Source organism: Streptomyces triticagri, from assembly GCF_003429565.1.
GTDB classification, from domain to species: Bacteria; Actinomycetota; Actinomycetes; order Streptomycetales; family Streptomycetaceae; genus Streptomyces; species Streptomyces triticagri.
This window is the reverse complement of sequence record NZ_QUAK01000111.1, coordinates 1-20,107: the sequence shown is the minus strand read 5'-3', so window position 1 is coordinate 20,107 and position 20,107 is coordinate 1. Positions and strand designations below refer to the sequence as shown.

The window sequence follows — 20,107 nt, the reverse complement described above, 5'->3', positions numbered from 1 at the left end:
TGGAGAAATGTTCCGGGTGGGCCGCGCGATGCGAGTGCCCCCGGCTCAGCCCACACGCAGCCGCCGGGCCCCGGCCCGGCCCCGCCCCCACGCGACATCATCGACATCCAGCCACTGCGCCTGCGCGACCGCGTTCGGCGTCACTCCGGTGAACGCACGTACCTCACGATGCAGATGCGACTGGTCGACGTACCCGCTCGTCGCCGCCACCGACGCCGACTGCTCCCCGGCGGCGAGCCGGTGCGCCGCATGGTCGAAGCGCACCAGCTGCGCGGCCCGCTTCGGAGTGAGCCCGACCTGCGACCGGAAACGGGACCACAGCCGCTTACGGCTCCACCCGGTCTCCTCGGCAAGCCCCGCCACCCGTACCCGACCCTGCTGCCGCACCATCTGCCGCCAGGCGTGGGCGACTTCGGGATCGACGGCCGGGCCCTCCGACTGCCCACGCAGCAGCATCTCCCTGGCCACCGCGAACCGCTCCTGCCAGGACCCTGCCTCCCACATACGCTCCCGAGTCCGTACAGCCTCCCGCCCCCACAGCTCCTCGAGCGACACCATCGCCCCGCTGAACTCCGCCCCCGCACCGAACACCGCATGCGCGACCAGCGGCGAGATGCGCACCTGCAGACAGTCGATCGATCGCCCCCGCCCGCGTGCACCACCCGGCGCGAGCCCGACGACGCCGCTGTCCATCCACCGGCTGCCGGCGTCGTCCACCACCCGCCCGTCCCCGAAGTCCACGAACAACGTCAGCGCCGGATACGGCACCACCTGCATGTCCACGAACCGGTCCGTCCGACTCCGGAACCCGGCCATACTCACCCCGGGGACCCGCACCGCCTCCGCCGGCAGCGCAACATCCCACAGCCCCGCCACATCCCGAACAGTCCCACCGGGCCACATGACTCCATCGTACGAAGGTCCGCCGAGACCGGCCCGGCCCGCGCCTCAGCGCACCGAGAGCCGTACGACGCCGGCCTTCCCGCGCCCGTCGCCGCGGACTGCCACGGCCACGTACCGGACGGAATCGTCGCAGGTCAGCTCGCGTACCCTCCCGCTGCCGCGCAACGAACCCGCCCGCCGGTAGCGCACCCCGTCCGTGCTGAACTCGACCGTCGCGCCCGGTGCCCCGGAAGCGTTCCACTCCGCCTCGACCTGCCGCACCGGCCGCCGGGACCCGAGGTCGACGACCATCCGGCCGTCCGGGCCGGGACGCCACGCGGTGCCGGAATCGCCGTCCACCGCGGCCGCGGGCGAGGACATCCCGGGCGGCAGCGGCGAGGTCGGGAAGGTGGTGCGGCCGAGCGCCAGATCGTCGTACGGGAACGGCTGCGCGCCGCGCAACTCGACCCGGACCTCGCGCCCGCTGCGCACCGTCGCCACCGTGCTGCGCCCCTGCGCCTCGACCCGGACCCGGCACCCGGGCCCCGACAGATGCAGCGTCGCACCGTCGGACACCCGCACCCGAAGCCCCGTCGGCAGTCTCCTGCCGGACAGCGGGGTGAGCGTGCACCGCGGCGGAAGCAGCAGCGCCGATGCGGCACCGAGCCGAGCCGCGAACCGCAGACCGTCGCGGGTGACCGTCTGCTCACCCTCGTACACCTGCCGCCGCCGGCCCTGCTGCGGCACCGTGATGCTCGAACGGACCGCGTCTGCCGAGAGGTTGAACACGCTCAGCTGCCCGTCGACGAGCGCCGCACGCACCCGCTCGTCGTCCGCGACGGGCACGGGAGCGGCCGCGAGCGCCCGCAGGTCGTCCGGGGACGCGCCGCAGTGGCCCTCGACCACGACGTGCTCGCGTGTGCCGTCGGCCGGCAGGATCGTGTCGCCGTACACGGAGATCGGGCTCTCGCCGCCGCGCACAACGAGCCCCGCGCGGCCGTCGATGTCGAGCCAGCCGCCGCGGCTGCGCACCGCGGGCGTTGGCCCGGTCACCAGATCCGTCCACTGCTTCCCGTCGGGCGACCCCTGCACCCGGTACCGGCGCCCGGCCGCCGACTCCCAGCGCAGCGTCACCCGGTCGACGGCGTGCTCCGAGCCCAGGTCCACGGCCCACCAGCTGTCCGCCCGCTTCCGGTCCTCCTTGGAGACGGCCCAGCGGGTGCCGGCGTCGCCGTCCACCGCAAGGCCCGGTTCGTTGCCCGAGGCGTGTGACGAGGCCGTCGCGGTGCCCTCGCGTGCCAGATCGCCGCCGTCGGCGCCGTCGCGGACCTCCACGTCGTACAGCGAGTAGCCGTAGGACGGATCGGGCTCCACACCGAGCATCCGTACATGCCGCACCGTCGCCCGGTCGAAGGTCAGGGTGTCGACGCGACCGCCGGCCGGCGTCCCGGCGTCCGCGGCCTCGACGGTGGCCGAGCCCTCCGCGAACCGGTACGTACGGCTGCCGTCGAGCCCCGCGACACCCGGCATGTCGAGGTTGTGCACCTCGAGCCGTGCGGCGGCCGCGCTCGCCGCGTCGGAGGCGTACACGACCGCGCCCGACGGCAGGGTCGCGTACCCCGCGAAGGAATCCCCGTCGGCGCCAGCGAGGCGCAGCACCGTGGCACTGCCGTCGAATCCGTCCCGTACGGCCGTGTGCACGCGCACCGAGCGCCCGGTGACCTCCGCCGCGGTCGAGGGCAGGAACATCGCCGTGCTGCCGCTGAGCCGGAACAGCCAGTCGTCGTGCCCCGGCTGCCAGGCGAACTTGACGAAGCCCTCCTTCGTCACCGCACCCGCCCAGGCGGCCGGCGACTGGTGCGCGACCAGACCGGGTCCCGTGCCGAAGTCCGTGACACCCGAGGCGTACTCGAAGAGTTCCTGCCGCGACATCGCGCGCACCCGCTCGCCCGCTTGCGGCCAGCTGTGCAGCAGGTAGCTGATGGCGACCTCGGCCCGCGCCTCCGGCTCGTACTTGGGCTCGCCGGAGAACTTCGCGAGCCGGTACTGCGGCGGATACTCCTGGTACGCCTCGAGACGCGCGGCGAGCTCCAACTCCGCCCGGGCCGCCGCCCGGTCGCCCGCCACCCGGGACAGGAATGCCAGCGGCAACACGTCCCGGCCGTACAGATGCTCGCGGTCGTTCACCATCGGCATCAGGGGCTCGCCGGCGTCGGACATCACCGCCAGGAGCGTGCGCCACAGCGGATCGGCGTTCGGCTGCGCGGTCAGGACCTGCGGCAGCGGCTCGCCGGCCGCGAGGAAGTGCGCGGCGTTGCGGCCCGAGGTGCGCCACAACTCCGCCTGGTAGTGCGGCCCGAAGGAACCGTGGTTCTCGACGATGAAGGTGTCGTACGTGTTGTGGGCGGTGTTGGCCGAGACCCGCACTCCGTCCACCCGGGTGGGGTTGGCCAGGTCGGCGGCCGGCAGACCGGCCTCGTTGCGTGACCAACTCCCGTAGCGGGTGGCCCAGTCGGCGCGGCGCCGGTCCTCCGGAGCCCAGGCGAGCGCGGGAGCCAGGGTCTGCGAGTAGAGGCCCATCTCCTCCAGCTTGGTGTCGCCGACATGGCCGCCCTTGAGCCCGTTCGGCGTCCAGTCCCCGGAGTCCGGGTCATCGCCGGTGCCCAACGAGTCGGTGTAGGCGGCCTGTTCACGGGCGATGGTGTCGACCGCGGAGCGTGTGGCCGCATCGAGGTCGTCCCACAACAGGCGCGCGGCGAGCACGAAGTACGACTGGAAGGTGGTGTCGAAGAACAGCTTGCGGCCCCACTGACTGCCGCCCGTCAGCCGGTTGGAGGCGGCGAAGTGCCGCAGCGTCGCGAGGGTGCGCCGCTTGAGCGTCCGGCGGTCGACGCCGGCCAGCTCCTCGTCGTACGTCCCGTGCGTCAGCAGCACGGCGTGCCCGAGGACGACGGCGAAGCCGAAGTCCTTGTCGGTGTAGATCCCCTTCGCATCGTCCCACTGCGTCTCCGACCAGCGGGTGTGCCGCAGCAGGACGCGGTAGTACGTGGCGGCGAGGTCCGCGCTGTCCCCGCCGGCCTCCGCGTCCGTCGCGCTCTTCGCGCCCGGGGCGCCCGCGGGACCACCGCCGACCGCTGCCGCCGCAGGCGCATGCAGCGCGGGCGAGAGGACGGCCGCGGCACCTGCCGCCCCGAAGACCTGCAGTACCCGCCGCCGTTCGACCCCGTCACGCACCGTCCACACGACAAGACCCCCACCTCTTGGACAACGTTGTCAATCCCGGCCTGATTCTTGGCGGCACCGGAGATGCGTGTCAATAGGCGTGCCGATGGCGACCCCTGGTGCATTTTCCGGGGCGGCCGTGTGATGAGCGCGGCCGCAAGCCCGCCACGTCTCGACTGTTGACGCGTTCAGGCGGGAGCCGGTAACTGTTTACCGGATATTCAAACCGGTTTAGATCCAGTGTCCAACAGCGTTGTCGGGACCTGGATGCGTCCAAGGAGTTCCATGACTGACAACGGATCTGCATTCCTGCCCGACCGACGCCGGGTGCTCCTCGGCGGACTCGCCGCGGGCGCGGCCGCTCTGACCTTGACCGTGCCGGACCTCGCACGGGCCGCCGAGGCCGGCGGCGGCCGAACGGCGGCCGACGACCTCCAGATCATCATCGGGCGCCTCCAGGAGCGCTTCCTGGCACAGGGCGACGAGGTGCGGGTCGCCAACGGCATCTTCCTCGCCCGTACATCAGAGGCGCTCTCCTACGCCGAGTCGCTGCGCCCCGACGGGTCGTGGTCCGACGTGGACTACACCGACACCACCAGCTCCGCCAACGGCAAGGTCTGGTCGCCGTACCGCGCCCTGTACCGCATGATCGCGATGGCCCACGCCTACCGCGACCCGGACGCCGACGGCCACGGGAGGCCCGAGCTGATCGAGGCGCTGAACCGCTCGCTCCTGCACTGGGACAAGACCGGCCCGACCTGCGAGAACTGGTGGGAGACCGAGATCGGCACATCGATGGCCATGGGCCGGGTGTCCATCTTCGTCGGCGACGAACTCGACCCCGAGGCACGGGAGGTGACGTACACCCACAACGAGGGCCGCCGCGACCCGGTCGGTGCGAACGGCTCCTGGCGCACCGAGAACTACCTCTACGAGGTGGTCGCGAAGCGTGCGGCCGACGCCGTCCACCAGGGCTACGTCACCATGTCGGAGACGGTGGCGGTGGACGACAGCGGCGAGGTCAACGAGGCCGTGCAGGTCGACGCCAGCTTCTGGGCCCACGGCGCGCAGCTCTACAGCGAGGGCTACGGCATGGTCCTGTTCACCATCGTCGCGGCCTGGGCCGACGTCGCCCGCGGCACCAGCTTCGACTTCTCGTCCGAGGACATCGACGCGCTCGCCTTCTACATCCTCGACGGGACGCGGTGGTTGATACGCGGCGAGCTCGGCATGATGTACCTCGGGTACCGCCCGCCCAACACGATCGACGGCATCACGAGCTACGCGGCCGACTTCCTCGAGCCCCTCGACCGGATGGCGCGCGCCGACGGCGCCAGGTCGGCCGAGTACGCCCGGCTCGCCGACAACATCCGCGGAAAGACCCGGAAGAGCGGTGTCACCGGGCACAAGTACTTCTGGCGCTCGGAGTTCTCCTCGCACCAGCGCGCCGGGTACGGCATCTTCACCCGGCTCAACTCCCCGCGTATGAAGGGCAGTGAGTACCGCTCCACCTTCCGCCCCGAGGTCGGCAACGAGATCGCCTGGAACGCCTCGGGAGCCACCTCGATCCAGGTCACCAACCGCGAGTACGGCGACCTGGTGCCCGCCTTCGACTGGTCCCACTACCCGGGCGTGACCGCGCCGTACGCCAAGGTCACCGAGCAGTCGAGCCCCGACAACGCGGGCAGTTTCACCGGCGGTGTCAGCGACGGGCGTTACGGTGCGAGCGTCTTCAGCCTCGACCGCTACGGGACCACCGGGCGCAAGAGCTACTTCCACTTCGACGACGAGATGGTCGCGCTCGGCGCCGGGATCGCCTCCACCTCCGAGCACGCCGTCCACACGACGGTCAACCAGGGCGCGGCCCGGTCCAACGCCTCCGTCGGCGGCAGGGCCGTACGCCCCGGCACGGATGCGGCCGCCACCGACGCCTCGTGGGCGTACCACGACGAGATCGGCTATGTCTTCCCGCAGGGCGGGCCGCTGAAGGTGTCGCATCGGAAGCAGACCGGGAGTTGGCTCGACCGTGACCCCGTCGAGCGGGACGCCTTCACCCTGTACTTCGACCACGGCACCGCGCCGGACGGCGCCCAGTACGCCTACATCGTGCTGCCCGGCGCCACTCCCGGCGAGGTCAGGCGCTACGCGGCCCGGCCCGCCGTCAGGATCCTGCGCAACGACGAACGGGCCCAGGCGGTCCACCACCCGCGCCTGCGGCTGACGATGGTGACCTGCTACGAAGCGGGCTCCGTCGACCTGGGTGGCGGCCGCACACTCCAGGTCGATGAGCCCGCCCTCGTCATCCTCGACGAGTCCGGCCGCTCGGCGGTGGCGAGCGTGGCCAATCCGGACGAGCCCGGGCTCACGGTCTCCGTCGCCCTCACCGCGCGCGGCCGCACCCGTCGCGCGGACTTCGCGCTGGGCTCCGGCGCAGACCTCGGCAGGACGGTGACGCGGACGCTGCGCTGAGACCGAACGGCGTGCTGCCGGCGGAGGTNGGGCTCCGGCGCAGACCTCGGCAGGACGGTGACGCGGACGCTGCGCTGAGACCGAACGGCGTGCTGCCGGCGGAGGTTCCGCCGGCAGCACGCCGTTGTCGTTCGCGCGGGCTCGGGCCTGGGGCCCCGAAGGGCCCTCGTTCGGCTCTCGATCAGCCCGAGGTCCGCTCCAGGGCGGCGACTCCGATGGTGCTGTCCGCCATCCCGTAGAACACGTGGACCGTGCCCGCGATGCGCTCGATCGCGGTGGGGAAGACGACGTTGCCCAGCGTGCCGACCGTCTCCTCGTGGGTCTCGGGGGAGAGCCACGGCTCCGGGGAGCGGGCGATGACCCGTGCCGGATCGTCGGCGTCGAGCAGCATGCCGCCGGCCCGGTAGACGGCACCGTGGCTGAGTTCGAAGCCCTTGGCGACCGGTCCTGTCACCCCGTGGTGGATGAGCAGCCAGCCCTCGGGCACCCGTATCGGCGGCGGTCCGGCGCCGATCTTCGCGGCCTCGAACGGCATTTGGGGACCGGCAACCGGAGCGGAGTGGTGCAGGGAGGTCAGTGCCGAGAGGTCCCGGGCGACGGCCTCGGCGTCGGCGTAGGCGATCCAGATCGACGGCCGGCCGTCCGTGATGCCGGCCGGGGTGGGGGAGCCCTCGCCCGGGCGCAGCCAGTCCAGGTCCCACATCGGCCGGTGCAGCATCGCGAAGCTGGGCCGCCCGTCGGGGCCCGGCACGATCTCCGGGAAGAACACCAGGTCCTTGTTGGGGAAGAAGTTCAAGTCCGTTGCCAGCTGCGGCCGGTACGTGAAGTGCAGCGGTCCCAGGCGACGCCACTCGACCGTGTCCGTGGAGACGGCGAGCGCGGGTCGCGGGCCGAGCGGACCGTAGGCGACATAGGTCATGACGTGGACGCCGAGGTCGGGCAGGAAGGTGATGCGCGGGTCCTCCACGCCGGCGTTGCCCGCGCCCCGTTCGAAGCCCTCGTCGGGAGCGAGCACCACGCCCTGTCGTTCGACGCCGACGGGCACGCCGTCCTCGATCACGACGCGCGCACGGCCGATGCGCGAGACATTGCCGGCCGCGACCATGCGGGGGAACAGATAGAGCTCGCCGTCGGGTCCCCAGGCGGTGCCGGGATTGAGCACGCCCTCGGCCTCGAGCGGGTCGCCCGGGTCGGGGCTCATGAGTACGCCGACCCGGTTCAGGGCGTACGGGAGCGCGGTGTCGGTGTTGAGCTGGGTCATACCTAGCCTTTGATCGCGGAGCCGAGATTGGCCGAAGTGAAGTGGCGCTGGAACAGCAGGAAGAGGACGACGGCCGGCACCGCGAGCACGCAGGCACCGGCGAGTACGGCGCCCATGGGGTTCGCCTCGAAGGTGGAGTTGGCCTGCGAGAAGTTCGCCAGGCTCACGGCGAGCGGCTGCATGTCCTGGTCCTTGGTGACCAGGAACGGCCAGAGGAACTCGTTCCACGGCCCGATGAAGGTGACCAGCATGGCGGTGAGGATCGCGGGCCGTACCAAGGGCACGGCGACCGAGCGCAGGATGCGCAGTTCGCTCGCTCCGTCCATGCGTGCCGCGTCGAAGATCTCGCGCGGGATCTGCAGGAAGTACTGGCGGAAGATGAGCACGGCCACGGAGTTGACGGCGAACGGCAGGATCATTCCGGCGTAGCTGTCGGCCAGGCCGAAGTACCGCACCACCATCACGTACAGCGGGATCATCAGGAGCTGGAACGGGATCGCCTGGACGAGCAGGACGAGGGCGAACACCGCGGCGCGGCCGCGGAAGCGCAGGATCGCGAGCGCGTAGCCGGCGAGCAGCCCGAGCACCAGGGTGCAGGCCATCACCCCGGCGGTCATGATCAGCGAGTTGGTGAGGGCCCGGACGAGGCTGAACGAGTCGTCGATGCCGGTGAGGTTGTCGAGCGTCAGACGGCTCGGGACGGGCAACAGGCCGCCGAGGGTCGCGTCGTGCTTCTTCTGCAGGGCGCCGATGACCATGTAGTAGAACGGCAGGAGCGCGGCGACGGCACCGAGGCCGAGCGCGGCATACCGCAGGATGCGCAGGGTGCGGGCCATGTCAGTCCCTTTCCGTGAGGCGCCGGGCGACGGTCGCGATGATGAGCACGCCGGTCACGAGGATCAGGCCGATGGCCGCCGCGGCATCCGGCTCTCCCTGCTCGATGCCCCGCTGGTAGACGAGCAGGGCAGGAGTGAGGGAGGCGCCGCTCGGGCCGCCGCCGGTCAGCAGGAACGGCTCGGTGAAGATCTGTCCGGCCGTGATGATCGACAGCAGGACGACCAGCGAGGTGACGGGCCGGACGGCCGGCAGGGTGACGGCACGGAACGCCTGCAGCGGCCCCGCGCCGTCGGTGAGGGCGGCCTCGTGCAGTTCCTTGGGCACGTTCTGCAGCGCGGCGAGGTACAGCAGGATGTAGAAACCGAGCTGCTTCCAGGTGACGTACACGGCGATGAGCGGCATCACCAGGCCCTTGTTGGCCAGCCACGAGGGCTCGGGGGCCCAGGATCCGAGGACGTTGTTCACGGCACCGGAGCCGTTGAAGAGGAACAGCCACACCGCGAGCGTCGCGACCGAGGCCGTCACGTACGGCACGTAGTACGCCATCCGGAAGAAGCCGCGCCAGCGGGTCGCGGCATTCAGCGCGGAGGCGAGTACGAGGGCGAGCACCACGGTCAGCGGGATGTTGATCGCCATGAACAGCCCGAGGTTGGCGAAGGCACGCCGGGTGTCCGCCTCGCCGAGCACCGCGGTGAAGTTGTCGAAGCCGACGAACGGGTGCGGGACGGCGACCCCGGGTGCGGTGAAGAAGTAGTCGTGGAACGCCATCCACACCCCGACCCCGAAAGGGATCACGAACACGACGAGCACATAGGCCGTGTAGGGCGCGGTGAGGGCGATACCGAGCGGGCTGCTGCCGAGGCGCCGCTTCGCGCGCGGGGCGCGGGAGCGCGTCTTGTCCATGATGTGCTCCGTCAGCCCGCGGCCTGGTCGTCGATCTCCCGGGCCACCTTGCCGAAGGTCGCCTTCACATCGCCCTTGCCGGGGAGCACCACGTCCTCCCAGCCCGTACGGAAGGTCTTCCACACGTCGGTCGAGCCGGCGATGTTCGGTACGTCCACCGAGCGCGGTACGGCGTCGGCGAAGGGCTCGTAGAACGGGTTGTCCTCGAGGAAGTCGCCCGAGGTGGCGGCCACGTCACCCCGGGTCGGGAACTGGCCGGTCTTCTCGAGCAACGCCGCGTCGTTCTTCGCGCTCATCGAGAACTTGGTGAACTTCCAGGCCGTCTGCTTGTTCTTGCACGAGGTGAAGAGCCCGACGTTCTTGGAGTCCGCGAACGTGGACGTCTTCGCCGCGGGTGTGCCGGAGGCCGTGGGCAGCGGCACCACGCCGTACTTCACCTTGTCGTCGAACTGCCCCTTGCCCCAGGGCCCGGCGATCCCCATGGCGGCCACCCCGTCGGCGAACGGCCCCGCCCACATGTCGCCGCTGTACGCCTCCGGCGAGGCGTAGCCCTTGGCGTACATCTCCTGCCAGAAGGCGAGGGTCTGCTGTCCGGCCTTCGAGGTGAAGGTGGCTTTCTCGTCCTTGACCAGCTGCATACCACCGGAGTTGGCCAGGTAGAGCGGATAGAAGTCGAAGAGCGCGTTGGTGGAGTCGCTGGTCGCCGGCGGATAGAGCGCGAATTTCGCCGCCTTGCTGCTCTTGATCTTCTTTGCCGCGGCCAGCACGTCGTCGTACGTGCCGAGCTTCGGGTCGTCCGCGTCCAGGCCCGCCTTCTCGAAGACGTCCTTGTTGTAATAGAGCATGAACGGGTTTGTTTTCCACGGCACTTGATGCAGCGAACCGTCCGGGGAACGGAATCCGTCCGCCGCGGCGCCCGAGCGCTTCTTGACGAAGGACTCGGCGTCGCCGAAGGTCTCGGAGAGATTCACCAGACCGCCCTGCTTCTCGAACGCGGAGACCGCGGCCGGAGCGGTGTTGTAGACGAGGCACGGGGTGTTCCCCGCGGTGATCGCGGCCCCGATGACGTCCTCGGTGGACTTGCCCGAGGGCACCGCACGCGCGGTGACCTTCTCCTTGGGGTGCGCCGAGTTCCAGGCGGCCACCGTCGCCTCGGCCCAGGCCTGCTCCTGCTTGTTCGTCGAGTACCAGATGTCGATCGGTCCCGATGTCGGCTTGCCGCCACCGGTGTCGCTCGCACCGCAGGCGGACAACGGCAGGACAACCACCGCGGCGGTGGCAAGCACCGTAACGCGCGGATGACGCCTCATAGCGCCCAACTCCCTTCCATGCGGGTGGTCGAGGGCCTGGAGCAACTCCTCTGCGGTCGCCGCAGGCCTGCCCCGGAGCAATGATCATTGCGGGGTGACGAGCTCATCAAACCGGTTTAGAATAAGGGGGTCAAGACAACGCAAGACACATTTCGGTAATCGGCGGTACAGGCCTGCGTCACACTGGTGGACGTGCGAGCGGCACCGTGATCCGGGGGAAGGCGAGGCGGTATGGCGCAGGGACGGGACCAGGCGAGCGGGGCGGCAGGCGGCTCCCGTGCGGAGTCGGCCCCACCGCCGCGCCGGGGGCGCGGCAGCCGGCCCACCATCGGGGACGTCGCAGCGCTCGCCAAGGTCTCCAAGGCGACGGTGTCCTTCGTCGTCAACGACCGCGCCGGAGTCAGCCCGGCGGCACGCCGCCGCGTCCGTGCCGCCATGGAAGACCTGGGCTGGCAGCCCAACGCCGGAGCCCGGGCGTTGTCCAACAAGCGGGCCCAGACCCTCGGTCTGGTGATGCGCCGCCAGCCGGAGCTCCTGAGTACCGACCCGTTCTTCCCGCAGTTCGTCGCCGGGATCGAGACCGGCCTCGCACCGCTCGGCTACGCACTCGTCCTGCAGGTCGTGCCCGACGAGGACACCGAGCGGCAGGCGTACGAACGCCTCGCGCGCGACGGGCGGGTGGACGGCGTGTTCCTGACCGACCTGCGCGTGGACGATCCACGGCCCGCCCTTGTCACGGAACTGGGCCTCGACGCACTGATCGTCGGCCCGCCGCAGCCCGGCAGCCGGGTCCCCGCCATCGGCGTGGACGACGGCAGCGGAATCCGCCGGGCGGTCAGCCACCTGCGGTCACTCGGCCACCGGCGGATCGGGCACGTCTGCGGCGCCGAGGGATATGTGCACACCGAGGCCAGGCGGGACGCCTGGCGCGGCGCGCTCGCGGACGCCGGTCTGGCCGAAGTCCCGCCCGTCGAGGCGGACTTCACCGGCGCCTCCGGCGCCCGCGCCACCCACCAGCTCCTCGACCTCGACCGGCCGCCGACCGCCATCGTGTACGCCAACGACCTGATGGCCATCGCCGGCATCACCGCCGCGACCGGCCGCGGACTGCGGGTCCCCGAGGACCTCTCGGTGGTCGGCTTCGACGACATCCCCCTGGCCGACTGCATCGCCCCACCCCTCACCACGGTCCGCCAGGACGTCCTGACCTGGGGAAACGTCGCCGCCCAGGCCCTGGCGGCCCGCACCGAGGGCCGCGCCCCCGAACAGATCACCCTGCCCCCGGTCGAGTTCATCATCCGCTCCAGCACGGCTCCTCCGCCGAGGGGCGGTCGCCAGGAATAGGATCGCGGGTGTGACTGACGCGAGTGGCGTGCCCGATCTGGAACTGACGCGGGTGATGGCGGCGTCTCCGGAGGCGATCTGGGCTGCGTGGACCGACCCGGCCGGCATCGCCCAGTGGTGGGGACCGGCCGGGTTCACCAGCACGGTTCGCGAACTCAATGTCGTCGACGGCGGACGGTTCGATGTCGTCATGCACGCTCCCGACGGCACCGATTTCGCGAACGTCTACATCTTCGAAGACGTCGAACCGGCCCGGCGGATCAGCTACGTACATCAGGGATCCGAGGAGTGGGGGCTTGCCCCGTCGCGTTCCGTCGTGCTGATCGAGGCGGAGACCCAGGACGCACCCCGAACCCGCGTGACGGTGCGCTCGTACTACGCATCGGATGGGGACCGCCGCCGTCATCTGGACGATTTCCAGGCCGCCGACGGTGCACGGCAACTGCTCGAACGGCTCGAAGAAGCAGCGAGATCCGGATAGGCCCTCACAGAGGGAGGCGCACCACGTCGCACCGCGTGCGTCCCGCCGGGGTCGTGGCGCTCATCGCTCACCCACCAGGATCGCGAAACCGTCGAGATGGCGGGCGAGACTGTACTCGAACAGTTCGTCGAGGTCGGGGGCCGATTCCTCATGCAGCTGCGCGAGCAGCGGGAACCGGCCGCTCGCGAACAGCTCCTCGGTACGCGCCTGTTGCGCCTGCAGCCACCGCGCGAGCGTCACTCCGGTCTCCTGCGCCGCCTCCGCCTCGTCCGCTGTCGACAGGGCGACGTGGAGCACCAGTGAGTGCAGTGCCAGTGCTTCCTGCATCCTCGTCCGCAGCGAAAGGCCGAGACCGTCGAGCGCACGCAGGATCCACTCCGTGTGCACCATCATGTTCGGCGCGAGCGACGGGCGGGTGAACGAGACGGCTTGGGGCAGCCAGAGATGCCGACAGCACAGCGCCCACTGCCGTCGCGCGACCAGTTCGAGCTTGGCCCGCCAGCCCGCAGGTCCCGGGTGGGGTAGTTCCGCTTCACCGAAGACCAGATCGGCCATCTGCGTCACGAGATCGTCCTTGTTCGCGACGTGCCGGTAGAGCGACATGGGCCCCACGTCCAGTTCGGCGGCGACCCGTCGCATGGAGACGGCGTCGGATCCTTCGACATCCGCGATCGCGATGGCCGTCCGCAGCAGATACTCCCGGCTGAGCGCCTGTTTGGCGCCGCTCGAACCGGTCCGTGGCCGGGCGACGGGTGCTTTCACCCGCCCGGCCGGCCCCGGCCGGCCCGGCGAGGCGCTGACCACCGTGCCCGAGCCGACCTTCGTTTCGGCCAGTCCGTCCTCGCGCAGGGTGGCCACCACCCTGGTGGCTGTCGCGATCGCGACGCCCCAGCGGTCCGCGATCTGGCGGATCGACGGCAGGCGTTGCCCCGGCCGGAGATCGCCGGACCGGATCCTGGCTTCGATCTCCTGCGCGATACGCAGATAGAGCGGGTCCGGGTGGGCCATGGCAGGCATGCGTATCTCCCGATCTGCTCGTCGCCCCCTCGAGGGTCCCTGAGTGAACTAGTTCACTCGATGCAGGGTAGTGCACTTCAAGTGGCTGTTCAAGCCGAATGGGTTGACTGTATGGACTGCCCTAATACGCTGTACGCATCCGATCGATACACCGTACGCAGCCTGGGGGCGATCAGGCATCCCGGGGCAAGCACCAGCGAAGAGCCACGCCATGTCAGAACGCATCGCCGCCAGACTCACCATCTCCGAAGAAGTTCTCCTGGTCGCCCTCGACCGTGCGACCGGCAGAGGAAAGACGCGCCTCGGCCTCGACTGGGCGGTGGCCGGCGCGGGAGTCGTCGAACTGGCCCTCGCCCACAAGATCACCGTGGGCGAGAAGGACCTCGTCACCGTGCTGGATCCGGCTCCGACCGGGATCGGGCACCTGGACGCCGTGCTCGCCGAGATGACCGACGGAGTCAGGGTCTCGAAGGTGCTGCGCCGGACGCGCGGCCGCGCACCCGACCGCGCCCTCGCAGCACTCGTCGAACGCGGTGTGCTGCACCGCAAGCGGACCTGGCTGCTCGGCGTGCTCCCCGTGCATCGCTACCCGACGAGTGACCCGTCGGCCGAGGTCGCGGTGCGCGCCGGACTCGACGCGGCCGTCCTCGGGGGACAGGAGCCGAGCGAGCGCACCGCCGCCCTGATCGGGGTGCTGCATGCCGCGAAGTTGTGGCGCCGTGCGGTGCCCTCCGGCGGACGCAGGCAAGTCCGGCGGCGCATGTCCGACATCGCGGCGGGCCAGTCCATCAGCCCCGCGGTGCGCAAGGCCATCGCCCGGACGCAGGGGGCCATCACCGCGATGGCAGCTGCGGCGAGCAGCGGCTGAGCCACCACCCCAAGACCGACCACAGCGTCGAGCCCGAACTCGACCGAGGAAAAAACCTGAGCTCGACCGAGGGAAAACCCGAGCTCGACCGAGGAAAAGAGGAAGACCCCGATGGTGAACGAAATCGATACCGATTACTTGGTGATCGGTGCGGGTGCGACGGCAATGGCCTTTGTGGACACCTTGCTGAGCGAAACGCGGGCGACGGTGACCATGGTCGACCGTTACCACCGGCCGGGCGGGCACTGGACCATCGCCTATCCCTACGTACGGCTCCACCAGCCCTCCGCCATGTATGGCGTGAATTCCCGCCCGCTCGGCGACGGCTTGGTGGATCAGACCGGCTGGAACGCCGGGTTGTACGAGCTGGCGGGAGCGGCCGAAATATGCGGCTACTACGACCAGGTCATGCGCCAGACCTTTCTGCGGTCCGGGCGGGTTTCCTACTTCCCCATGGCCGAGTACCAGGGAGACGGACGGTTCCGTCTGACGACATCGGGCGAGGAGTACCGGGTCACCGTGCGCCGGAAGATCGTGGACACCACGTATCAGGGCGTGACCGTTCCGGCCATGCGACCGCCGGAATTCCAGGTCGCTCCCGGCATTTCTCTCGCGCCGCCGAACGATCTGCCCGGTATTCGCGAACCGTACGAACGGTACGTCGTCGTCGGCGCCGGCAAGACCGGGATCGACGCCTGCCTCTGGCTCCTGGAGCAAGGGGTCGCACCCACGGACCTGACCTGGATCATGCCCCGCGCACCGTGGCTCCTCGACCGGGCGCAGGTGCAACCGCGTCCCCTGCGCGGGGTCGCAGACCTCACGAGGGACTACGCCGCCAAGCACGAAGCCATCATGGGCGCCGCATCCGTGCCCGACCTCTTCGACCGGCTGGAAGCTGTCGGTGCCCTCCTGCGGATCTCCCCGGAGGACCGGCCCACGGCGTTCCGCTGCGCGACCGTGTCGCAGGCGGAACTGCGGGAGCTGCGCAGGATCAACGATGTCGTCCGCCTCGGCCGGGTGAAGCGGATCAACGAGACGGACATCGAACTCGACGGCGGCACGATCCCGACCGGTCCCCGAGTACTGCACGTGGACTGCACGGCGGACGCCATCAGGCAACTCCCCGTCGTTCCGATATTCCAGGACGAAGTGATCACCCTGCAGTCGGTGCGGGTGTGCCAACCGGTGTTCAGCGCCGCCCTCATCGCCCATGTCGAGGCCACGTACTCCGACGACACCGTGAAGAACGAACTCTGCCCCGTCACACCGAACCCGAGGACCGACGTCGATTGGCTCCGCTTCACGCTGGCCGGGAATTCGGAGCAGCAGCGCTGGGCGGGCAACACGGATATCGGTGCCTGGCTGGAGAGTTCACGACTGCACCCCGACATGGCCCCGCCGATGCCGGAAGACCCTGCGGAACGCACGGAATTCGAGCGGCAGGCTGCGGCCATGGCGCAGACCCAGAACGCGAAACTCGAAGAACTCCTGAAGGCCCATGAGGAACGTTGATCCGCCGCAATCGCGGAATCCGAACACGGTGAGGAGAGCTGGAGCGATGCACGAACACTGGAAACGGCCCTGGAATCGCGCCCCTTGGGCGCTCGCACTGATGACCACCGTATGCGCGGAGTTGACGTTCACCGCGGTCGCGGTGCCTGAGACGTGGCTGCTCCTGCCCTTGCTCCTGGTGATGTACGGGGCCGGCGTCCTGGTGATCCGCGAGGCCGTCGTACGGGTCGGCGGCGGCTGGCCGAGTCTCGTGCTCCTGGGCGTGGCCTATCAACTGGTGGAAGACGGACTGGGCTTGCAAGCCCTGACCAGCCCACGGATGTACGGCGCCGCCGACTGGGGCCTGCGCGCCTTCGGCGTGAACCTGACCTACTGGGAAGCGCAGATCGGCGTCCACGTCGTACTCAGCGTCCTCGTGCCGATCGCCCTGACCAACCTGCTCTTCCCGGAGCAGCGCGACCGGCCGTACCTGAGCAATCAGGGCCTGGCCGGTGCCATCGCTCTGGCGATCGTCGGTGTGTTCGGGCTGCGCGCCCTCATCTCCGGACTCATGGATCCCGGGTACCGGACGCCGTGGGCCTGGACCGCGGTGTTCCTCGTCCTCATCGCCGTGCTCGGGGTGCTCGCGTTGGCGGTGCTGCCCCACCGCCGCACCCGTCGCGTTCGCCCGGCCCGATCCGTCCCCCGCCCGAGGGTGGTCGGGTTCGTGTCCCTGTACCTCACGATGGCCTTCCTGACCACGTTGGTCCCGCTGGGCCTCGGATCCCAACTGCTGCTCGGCGACCTGATGTCGCCCGTGCAGCGGCTGTTCGTCGCGGCCCTGACCGCCGTGCCTTTCGGCCTGCTCGTACTGCGCTGGAAAGCGGCCGCCGATTGGAGCGACCGGCACCGAATCCAACTGATCGGCGGGATTCTCGTATCGCACACCGCGTTCATGATGTACGGCTCGGTGAGCGCAGTGTGCGTCGGAGCCGTCACCCTCGCGGTGGAGGTCTACTTGCTGACCGTTCTCACCCGACACCTGCGACGGCGCGCACCACGGCAGCGTGACGGTTACTACGCGGCCCACTCGGGCGCCATGTAGCGGGTAGGCACAGGTCTCCCCCCATGGTCCTGGGTGCTCTTGACGCCGCGCGCCGGTCCGACCACTTTCGGGAAACCGCGACCGGCCACGCGGCACCGGGCAAAGGAGCGGCCGATGACGTGGCTCGACCGGGGGAGCCGACTGCTCCACAACGCCGATGACCGGACCGCGGACCGGCTGGCGAAGGCGCGTACGCCCGAGGCCCGTCAGCGCATCCGGCGTTGGCCACAGCTGGAGACGCTGGGCGTGGTGGCGTCGCTGGTCGGTATCGCGTTGCTCGTCCTCGCCCCGGTCGCGACGCTCGCGTTGGCCATCTGGTTCGGCGTCGCAGGTATCGACCGTACGGATGTGTACTGGTGGCTGTGTGGCATCGCGGTCGGGGTGCCGCTCGTCGGGGGCGGCCTCATGGCCGTCAGCGGTCGCGCACATCTCGCGGCCTGCTTCGTGGACGGATATGTGCCGACAGGCAGGGTCGGCAGGGTGATCGAGTGCCCGGGCGGCGGCGACGACCCCGCGTCGTACGAGTTGAGGGTCAGCGTTGAGCTGCCCTCACCGGCGGATCGGAGCACCGACATTCGACCCCTGGGACGAGCACGACGTGGTTTTCGTCGAATGGCCCGATGACATGGGCCGGACTGCTGATGAGCACTGGTCGTTCTGACAGATCGTCACACGCGACAGCGGGGCGATTCACCGAAGGGCACTTCGCCACCGGCGTGGTGGAGCACGAAAAGACGGCGCACGGACCGAAGTGCGGACGCCCGATCATGGTGTTCCGTCGTGGTGCCCCGGCGGGGCGCTCGGAACGTGGGAACGGGGGAATGCGCCCATCGCGGGCAGCGGGACATTGACGATCGAGGCGGTGGTGCGACGGAAGCGGAAACGGTGAGCGCCGCAGGTGTACGCCTTCGGCAGAATCCCCGCAGCCCCGCGCAGCGGTTGATCGCGCTGTGCCGGGCGCTCTCGTCGAATACGCGACATTCCTCGCCCACACGGACGGCCGACAACAGGATGCGGAAGCCGCATTCGAGCGGGCGATTTCCGAGCGAGACCTGTCTGCTCACTGGGAGTACGCCCTCTTCCTGGATGAGGTCGGACGCCTGGACGAAGCAGCCGGTCACTACCAACGCGCTCTCGAAGACGGCGTCCGATCCGCCGCCGCTCGGTGGGTAGCCGAACACCACCTGCAAGGTCCATCACAACTTCGCTTCGCCCAACGGGCACGGATCGCACGGCCACTTGACGGTTGTGTACTCCTACGACGAGTCGCATGCGCCGGACAACCGAACACCATCGTCATGAAACGCGTCGACGATGCTTGGAAGATCGCGGGGTCCGCATACGCGGCCGCCAGGGCTGCCGCCGAGCGCTGAAAGCTGCAACGCGGACGGCACCCGTTGGCGTTCCGAGATGTTCGGTCAGGGGATGGTGTGTCCCGCGGCACGGAACAGTTCGTACCACTCGGGGCGCGTGAGCGGGATGTTCGAGCCTTGTGCGGCGGAGGCCACGCGCTCGGGCGTTGTGGTGCCGAGTACGACCTGCATCCGTGCAGGGTGGCGGGTGATCCAGGCGACCGCGATGGCCTCGGCGGGTACGTCGTACTTGTCGGCGAGCCGGTCGACGACCGCGTTCAGCTCGGGATAGCGGTCCGATCCGAGGAAGGGGCCGTCGAAGAAGCCTGCCTGGAAGGGTGACCATGCCTGGATCGTGATGTCGTGCAGGCGGCAGTAGTCGACGATTCCGTCGTCGCGCACGATCGACTGGTCCAGCCCCTGCATGTTCGCCGCGACGCCCTGGGCGATGATCGGTGAGTGCGTGATCGACAGCTGGAGCTGGTTCGCGACGATGGGCTGGGCGACGTGCTTGCGCAGCAGGTCGATCTGGCGGGGCGTGTGGTTCGAGACGCCGAAGGCCCGTACCTTGCCCGCGGTCGACAGCGCGTCGAATGCTCGCGCGACTTCCGCCGGCTCGACGAGTGCGTCGGGCCGGTGCAGCAGGAGGATGTCGAGGTAGTCGGTACCGAGCGCCTCGAGGGAGCCGTGCACCGACTCCATGATGTGCTCGTACGAGAAGTCGAAGTACGGGCCGTCCTTGACGATGCCGGCCTTGGACTGGATCACGAGCTGCTCGCGCTCGGACGACGTGAGCTTGAGCGCCTCGGCGAAACGCCGCTCGCACCCGTGCACGCCCGATCCGTAGATGTCGGCGTGGTCGAGGAAGGAGATGCCGGCATCGCGCGCGGCGCTCACGAGGGTGCGTACCTCGTCGTCGGTCTTGTCCTGGATCCGCATCAGGCCGAGGACGACGTTGGGCGCCTCGATGTCGGTGCCGGGCAGGGTGAACGTCTTCATGGTGCCTCTCTTCGCATCGATACGGCCGGCTTCGTGGGGCGGGCCACGCGGCGAGAACCGGCACGAGTTGGAAGGTCGCGGCCGCAGCGAACGGGCTCACCATCGGATCGAAGTCGGATGCACCGAAACGGTAGTACCTCGCGTGAGACCCGGGCTCGGCGCGATCGCTTCGCTCGCGGCGCCGCGGATGAGCGTCCTGAAGACTCCAGGCCGGAGTGGCCGGAGTGGCCGGAGTGGCCGGAGTGGCCGCGGCGGCTGGAGCGTTGACTCGTACTACGGGACGGTGAGCGTGTCCAGGCGGGCGGCGAGGTCGGGGTAGGCGGCGGTCAAGTGGGGGCGTGTGGCGGTCAGGGGAGCGATGAGGTCGGCGGGATCGTCGTGTGCGAGGGCCGCGTTCAGTTCGCCGACCGGGCGGCGGGCAGCTGCGGGAAGGTCGGTGAGTGCTGTGATCTGGCCGGCGAGGCGGCGCAGGTCGGCCGCGTTGCGGCGGGCCCGGGCGGCGGTGGTGCGGTCGGCGGCGCGGGCCTGGCGGGTGGCCGTGACGCGCTGCTCGCCAGTGGTCCCGG

At 69.9% G+C, this 20,107-nt stretch carries 15 protein-coding genes and 1 pseudogene; 7 read left to right on the top strand and 9 right to left on the bottom strand.

Annotated elements, in window-relative coordinates:
- Window positions 1–45: 45 nt before the first annotated feature.
- Together DY218_RS20380 and DY218_RS20375 are read right to left on the bottom strand one after the other, a co-directional pair.
- Window positions 46–777 carry a helix-turn-helix domain-containing protein gene (locus tag DY218_RS20380; RefSeq protein ID WP_233521731.1) on the bottom strand — a complete coding sequence of 244 codons (732 nt, stop codon included), beginning with the start codon at window positions 775–777 and terminating at the stop codon, window positions 46–48.
- Window positions 778–948: 171 nt separating this feature from the next.
- Complete coding sequence (locus DY218_RS20375; protein WP_233521730.1) at window positions 949–4,116, bottom strand: discoidin domain-containing protein; 3,168 nt, start codon at window positions 4,114–4,116, stop codon at window positions 949–951.
- Between the two features lie 273 nt (window positions 4,117–4,389).
- Here DY218_RS20375 and DY218_RS20370 point away from each other — a divergent pair, with 273 nt between their 5' ends.
- On the top strand, window positions 4,390–6,573 hold the full coding sequence (locus DY218_RS20370; RefSeq protein WP_128557532.1) for a polysaccharide lyase family 8 super-sandwich domain-containing protein: 2,184 nt from the start codon (window positions 4,390–4,392) through the stop codon (window positions 6,571–6,573).
- Window positions 6,574–6,754: 181 nt separating this feature from the next.
- Here DY218_RS20370 and DY218_RS20365 read toward each other — a convergent pair whose 3' ends face one another.
- Genes DY218_RS20365 through DY218_RS20350 form a run of 4 tightly spaced genes read right to left on the bottom strand, consistent with a single transcriptional unit; the run spans window position 6,755 to window position 10,884 of the window.
- Complete coding sequence (locus tag DY218_RS20365) at window positions 6,755–7,834, bottom strand: glycoside hydrolase family 130 protein (protein ID WP_128557531.1); 1,080 nt, start codon at window positions 7,832–7,834, stop codon at window positions 6,755–6,757.
- Window positions 7,835–7,836: 2 nt separating this feature from the next.
- Complete coding sequence (locus DY218_RS20360; protein WP_128557530.1) at window positions 7,837–8,670, bottom strand: carbohydrate ABC transporter permease; 834 nt, start codon at window positions 8,668–8,670, stop codon at window positions 7,837–7,839.
- Window position 8,671: 1 nt separating this feature from the next.
- Window positions 8,672–9,574, bottom strand: a complete 903-nt coding sequence (locus DY218_RS20355) for a carbohydrate ABC transporter permease (protein WP_128557529.1) — start codon at window positions 9,572–9,574, stop codon at window positions 8,672–8,674.
- 11 nt (window positions 9,575–9,585) lie between these two features.
- Window positions 9,586–10,884: a sugar ABC transporter substrate-binding protein gene (locus DY218_RS20350; RefSeq protein ID WP_128557528.1), complete on the bottom strand. Its 1,299-nt coding sequence runs from the start codon at window positions 10,882–10,884 to the stop codon at window positions 9,586–9,588.
- Between the two features lie 231 nt (window positions 10,885–11,115).
- On the opposite strand from DY218_RS20350, the gene DY218_RS20345 reads away from it, so the two are divergent.
- Together DY218_RS20345 and DY218_RS20340 are read left to right on the top strand one after the other, a co-directional pair.
- Complete coding sequence (locus DY218_RS20345) at window positions 11,116–12,228, top strand: LacI family DNA-binding transcriptional regulator (RefSeq protein WP_128557527.1); 1,113 nt, start codon at window positions 11,116–11,118, stop codon at window positions 12,226–12,228.
- Between the two features lie 10 nt (window positions 12,229–12,238).
- A complete protein-coding gene (locus DY218_RS20340; protein WP_199566806.1) occupies window positions 12,239–12,709 on the top strand; it encodes an SRPBCC domain-containing protein in 471 nt (156 codons plus the stop codon).
- A gap of 60 nt (window positions 12,710–12,769) precedes the next feature.
- On the opposite strand, the gene DY218_RS20335 is transcribed toward DY218_RS20340, so the two are convergent.
- Window positions 12,770–13,726: a TetR/AcrR family transcriptional regulator gene (locus DY218_RS20335; RefSeq protein ID WP_199566803.1), complete on the bottom strand. Its 957-nt coding sequence runs from the start codon at window positions 13,724–13,726 to the stop codon at window positions 12,770–12,772.
- A 211-nt stretch (window positions 13,727–13,937) separates the two neighbouring features.
- Between DY218_RS20335 and DY218_RS20330 the strand changes: the two genes are divergently transcribed.
- The 4 genes from DY218_RS20330 to DY218_RS20315 all read left to right on the top strand — a co-directional run bounded on the left by DY218_RS20330 (window position 13,938) and on the right by DY218_RS20315 (window position 17,814).
- Window positions 13,938–14,594, top strand: a complete 657-nt coding sequence (locus DY218_RS20330) for a GOLPH3/VPS74 family protein (RefSeq protein WP_128557526.1) — start codon at window positions 13,938–13,940, stop codon at window positions 14,592–14,594.
- A 111-nt stretch (window positions 14,595–14,705) separates the two neighbouring features.
- Entirely contained in the window at window positions 14,706–16,106 is a 1,401-nt protein-coding gene (locus DY218_RS20325; protein ID WP_128557525.1) for an NAD(P)/FAD-dependent oxidoreductase, read from the top strand.
- Between the two features lie 46 nt (window positions 16,107–16,152).
- Window positions 16,153–17,190 carry a hypothetical protein gene (locus DY218_RS20320; protein WP_128557524.1) on the top strand — a complete coding sequence of 346 codons (1,038 nt, stop codon included), beginning with the start codon at window positions 16,153–16,155 and terminating at the stop codon, window positions 17,188–17,190.
- Window positions 17,191–17,304: 114 nt separating this feature from the next.
- Entirely contained in the window at window positions 17,305–17,814 is a 510-nt protein-coding gene (locus tag DY218_RS20315) for a hypothetical protein (protein ID WP_128557523.1), read from the top strand.
- Window positions 17,815–18,608: 794 nt separating this feature from the next.
- Here the strand turns inward: DY218_RS20315 and DY218_RS20310 are convergent.
- Both DY218_RS20310 and DY218_RS20305 read right to left on the bottom strand, forming a co-directional pair.
- Complete coding sequence (locus DY218_RS20310) at window positions 18,609–19,541, bottom strand: aldo/keto reductase (RefSeq protein ID WP_128557522.1); 933 nt, start codon at window positions 19,539–19,541, stop codon at window positions 18,609–18,611.
- A gap of 273 nt (window positions 19,542–19,814) precedes the next feature.
- A pseudogene (locus tag DY218_RS20305) lies at window positions 19,815–20,107 on the bottom strand (type III effector protein); the annotation flags it as partial.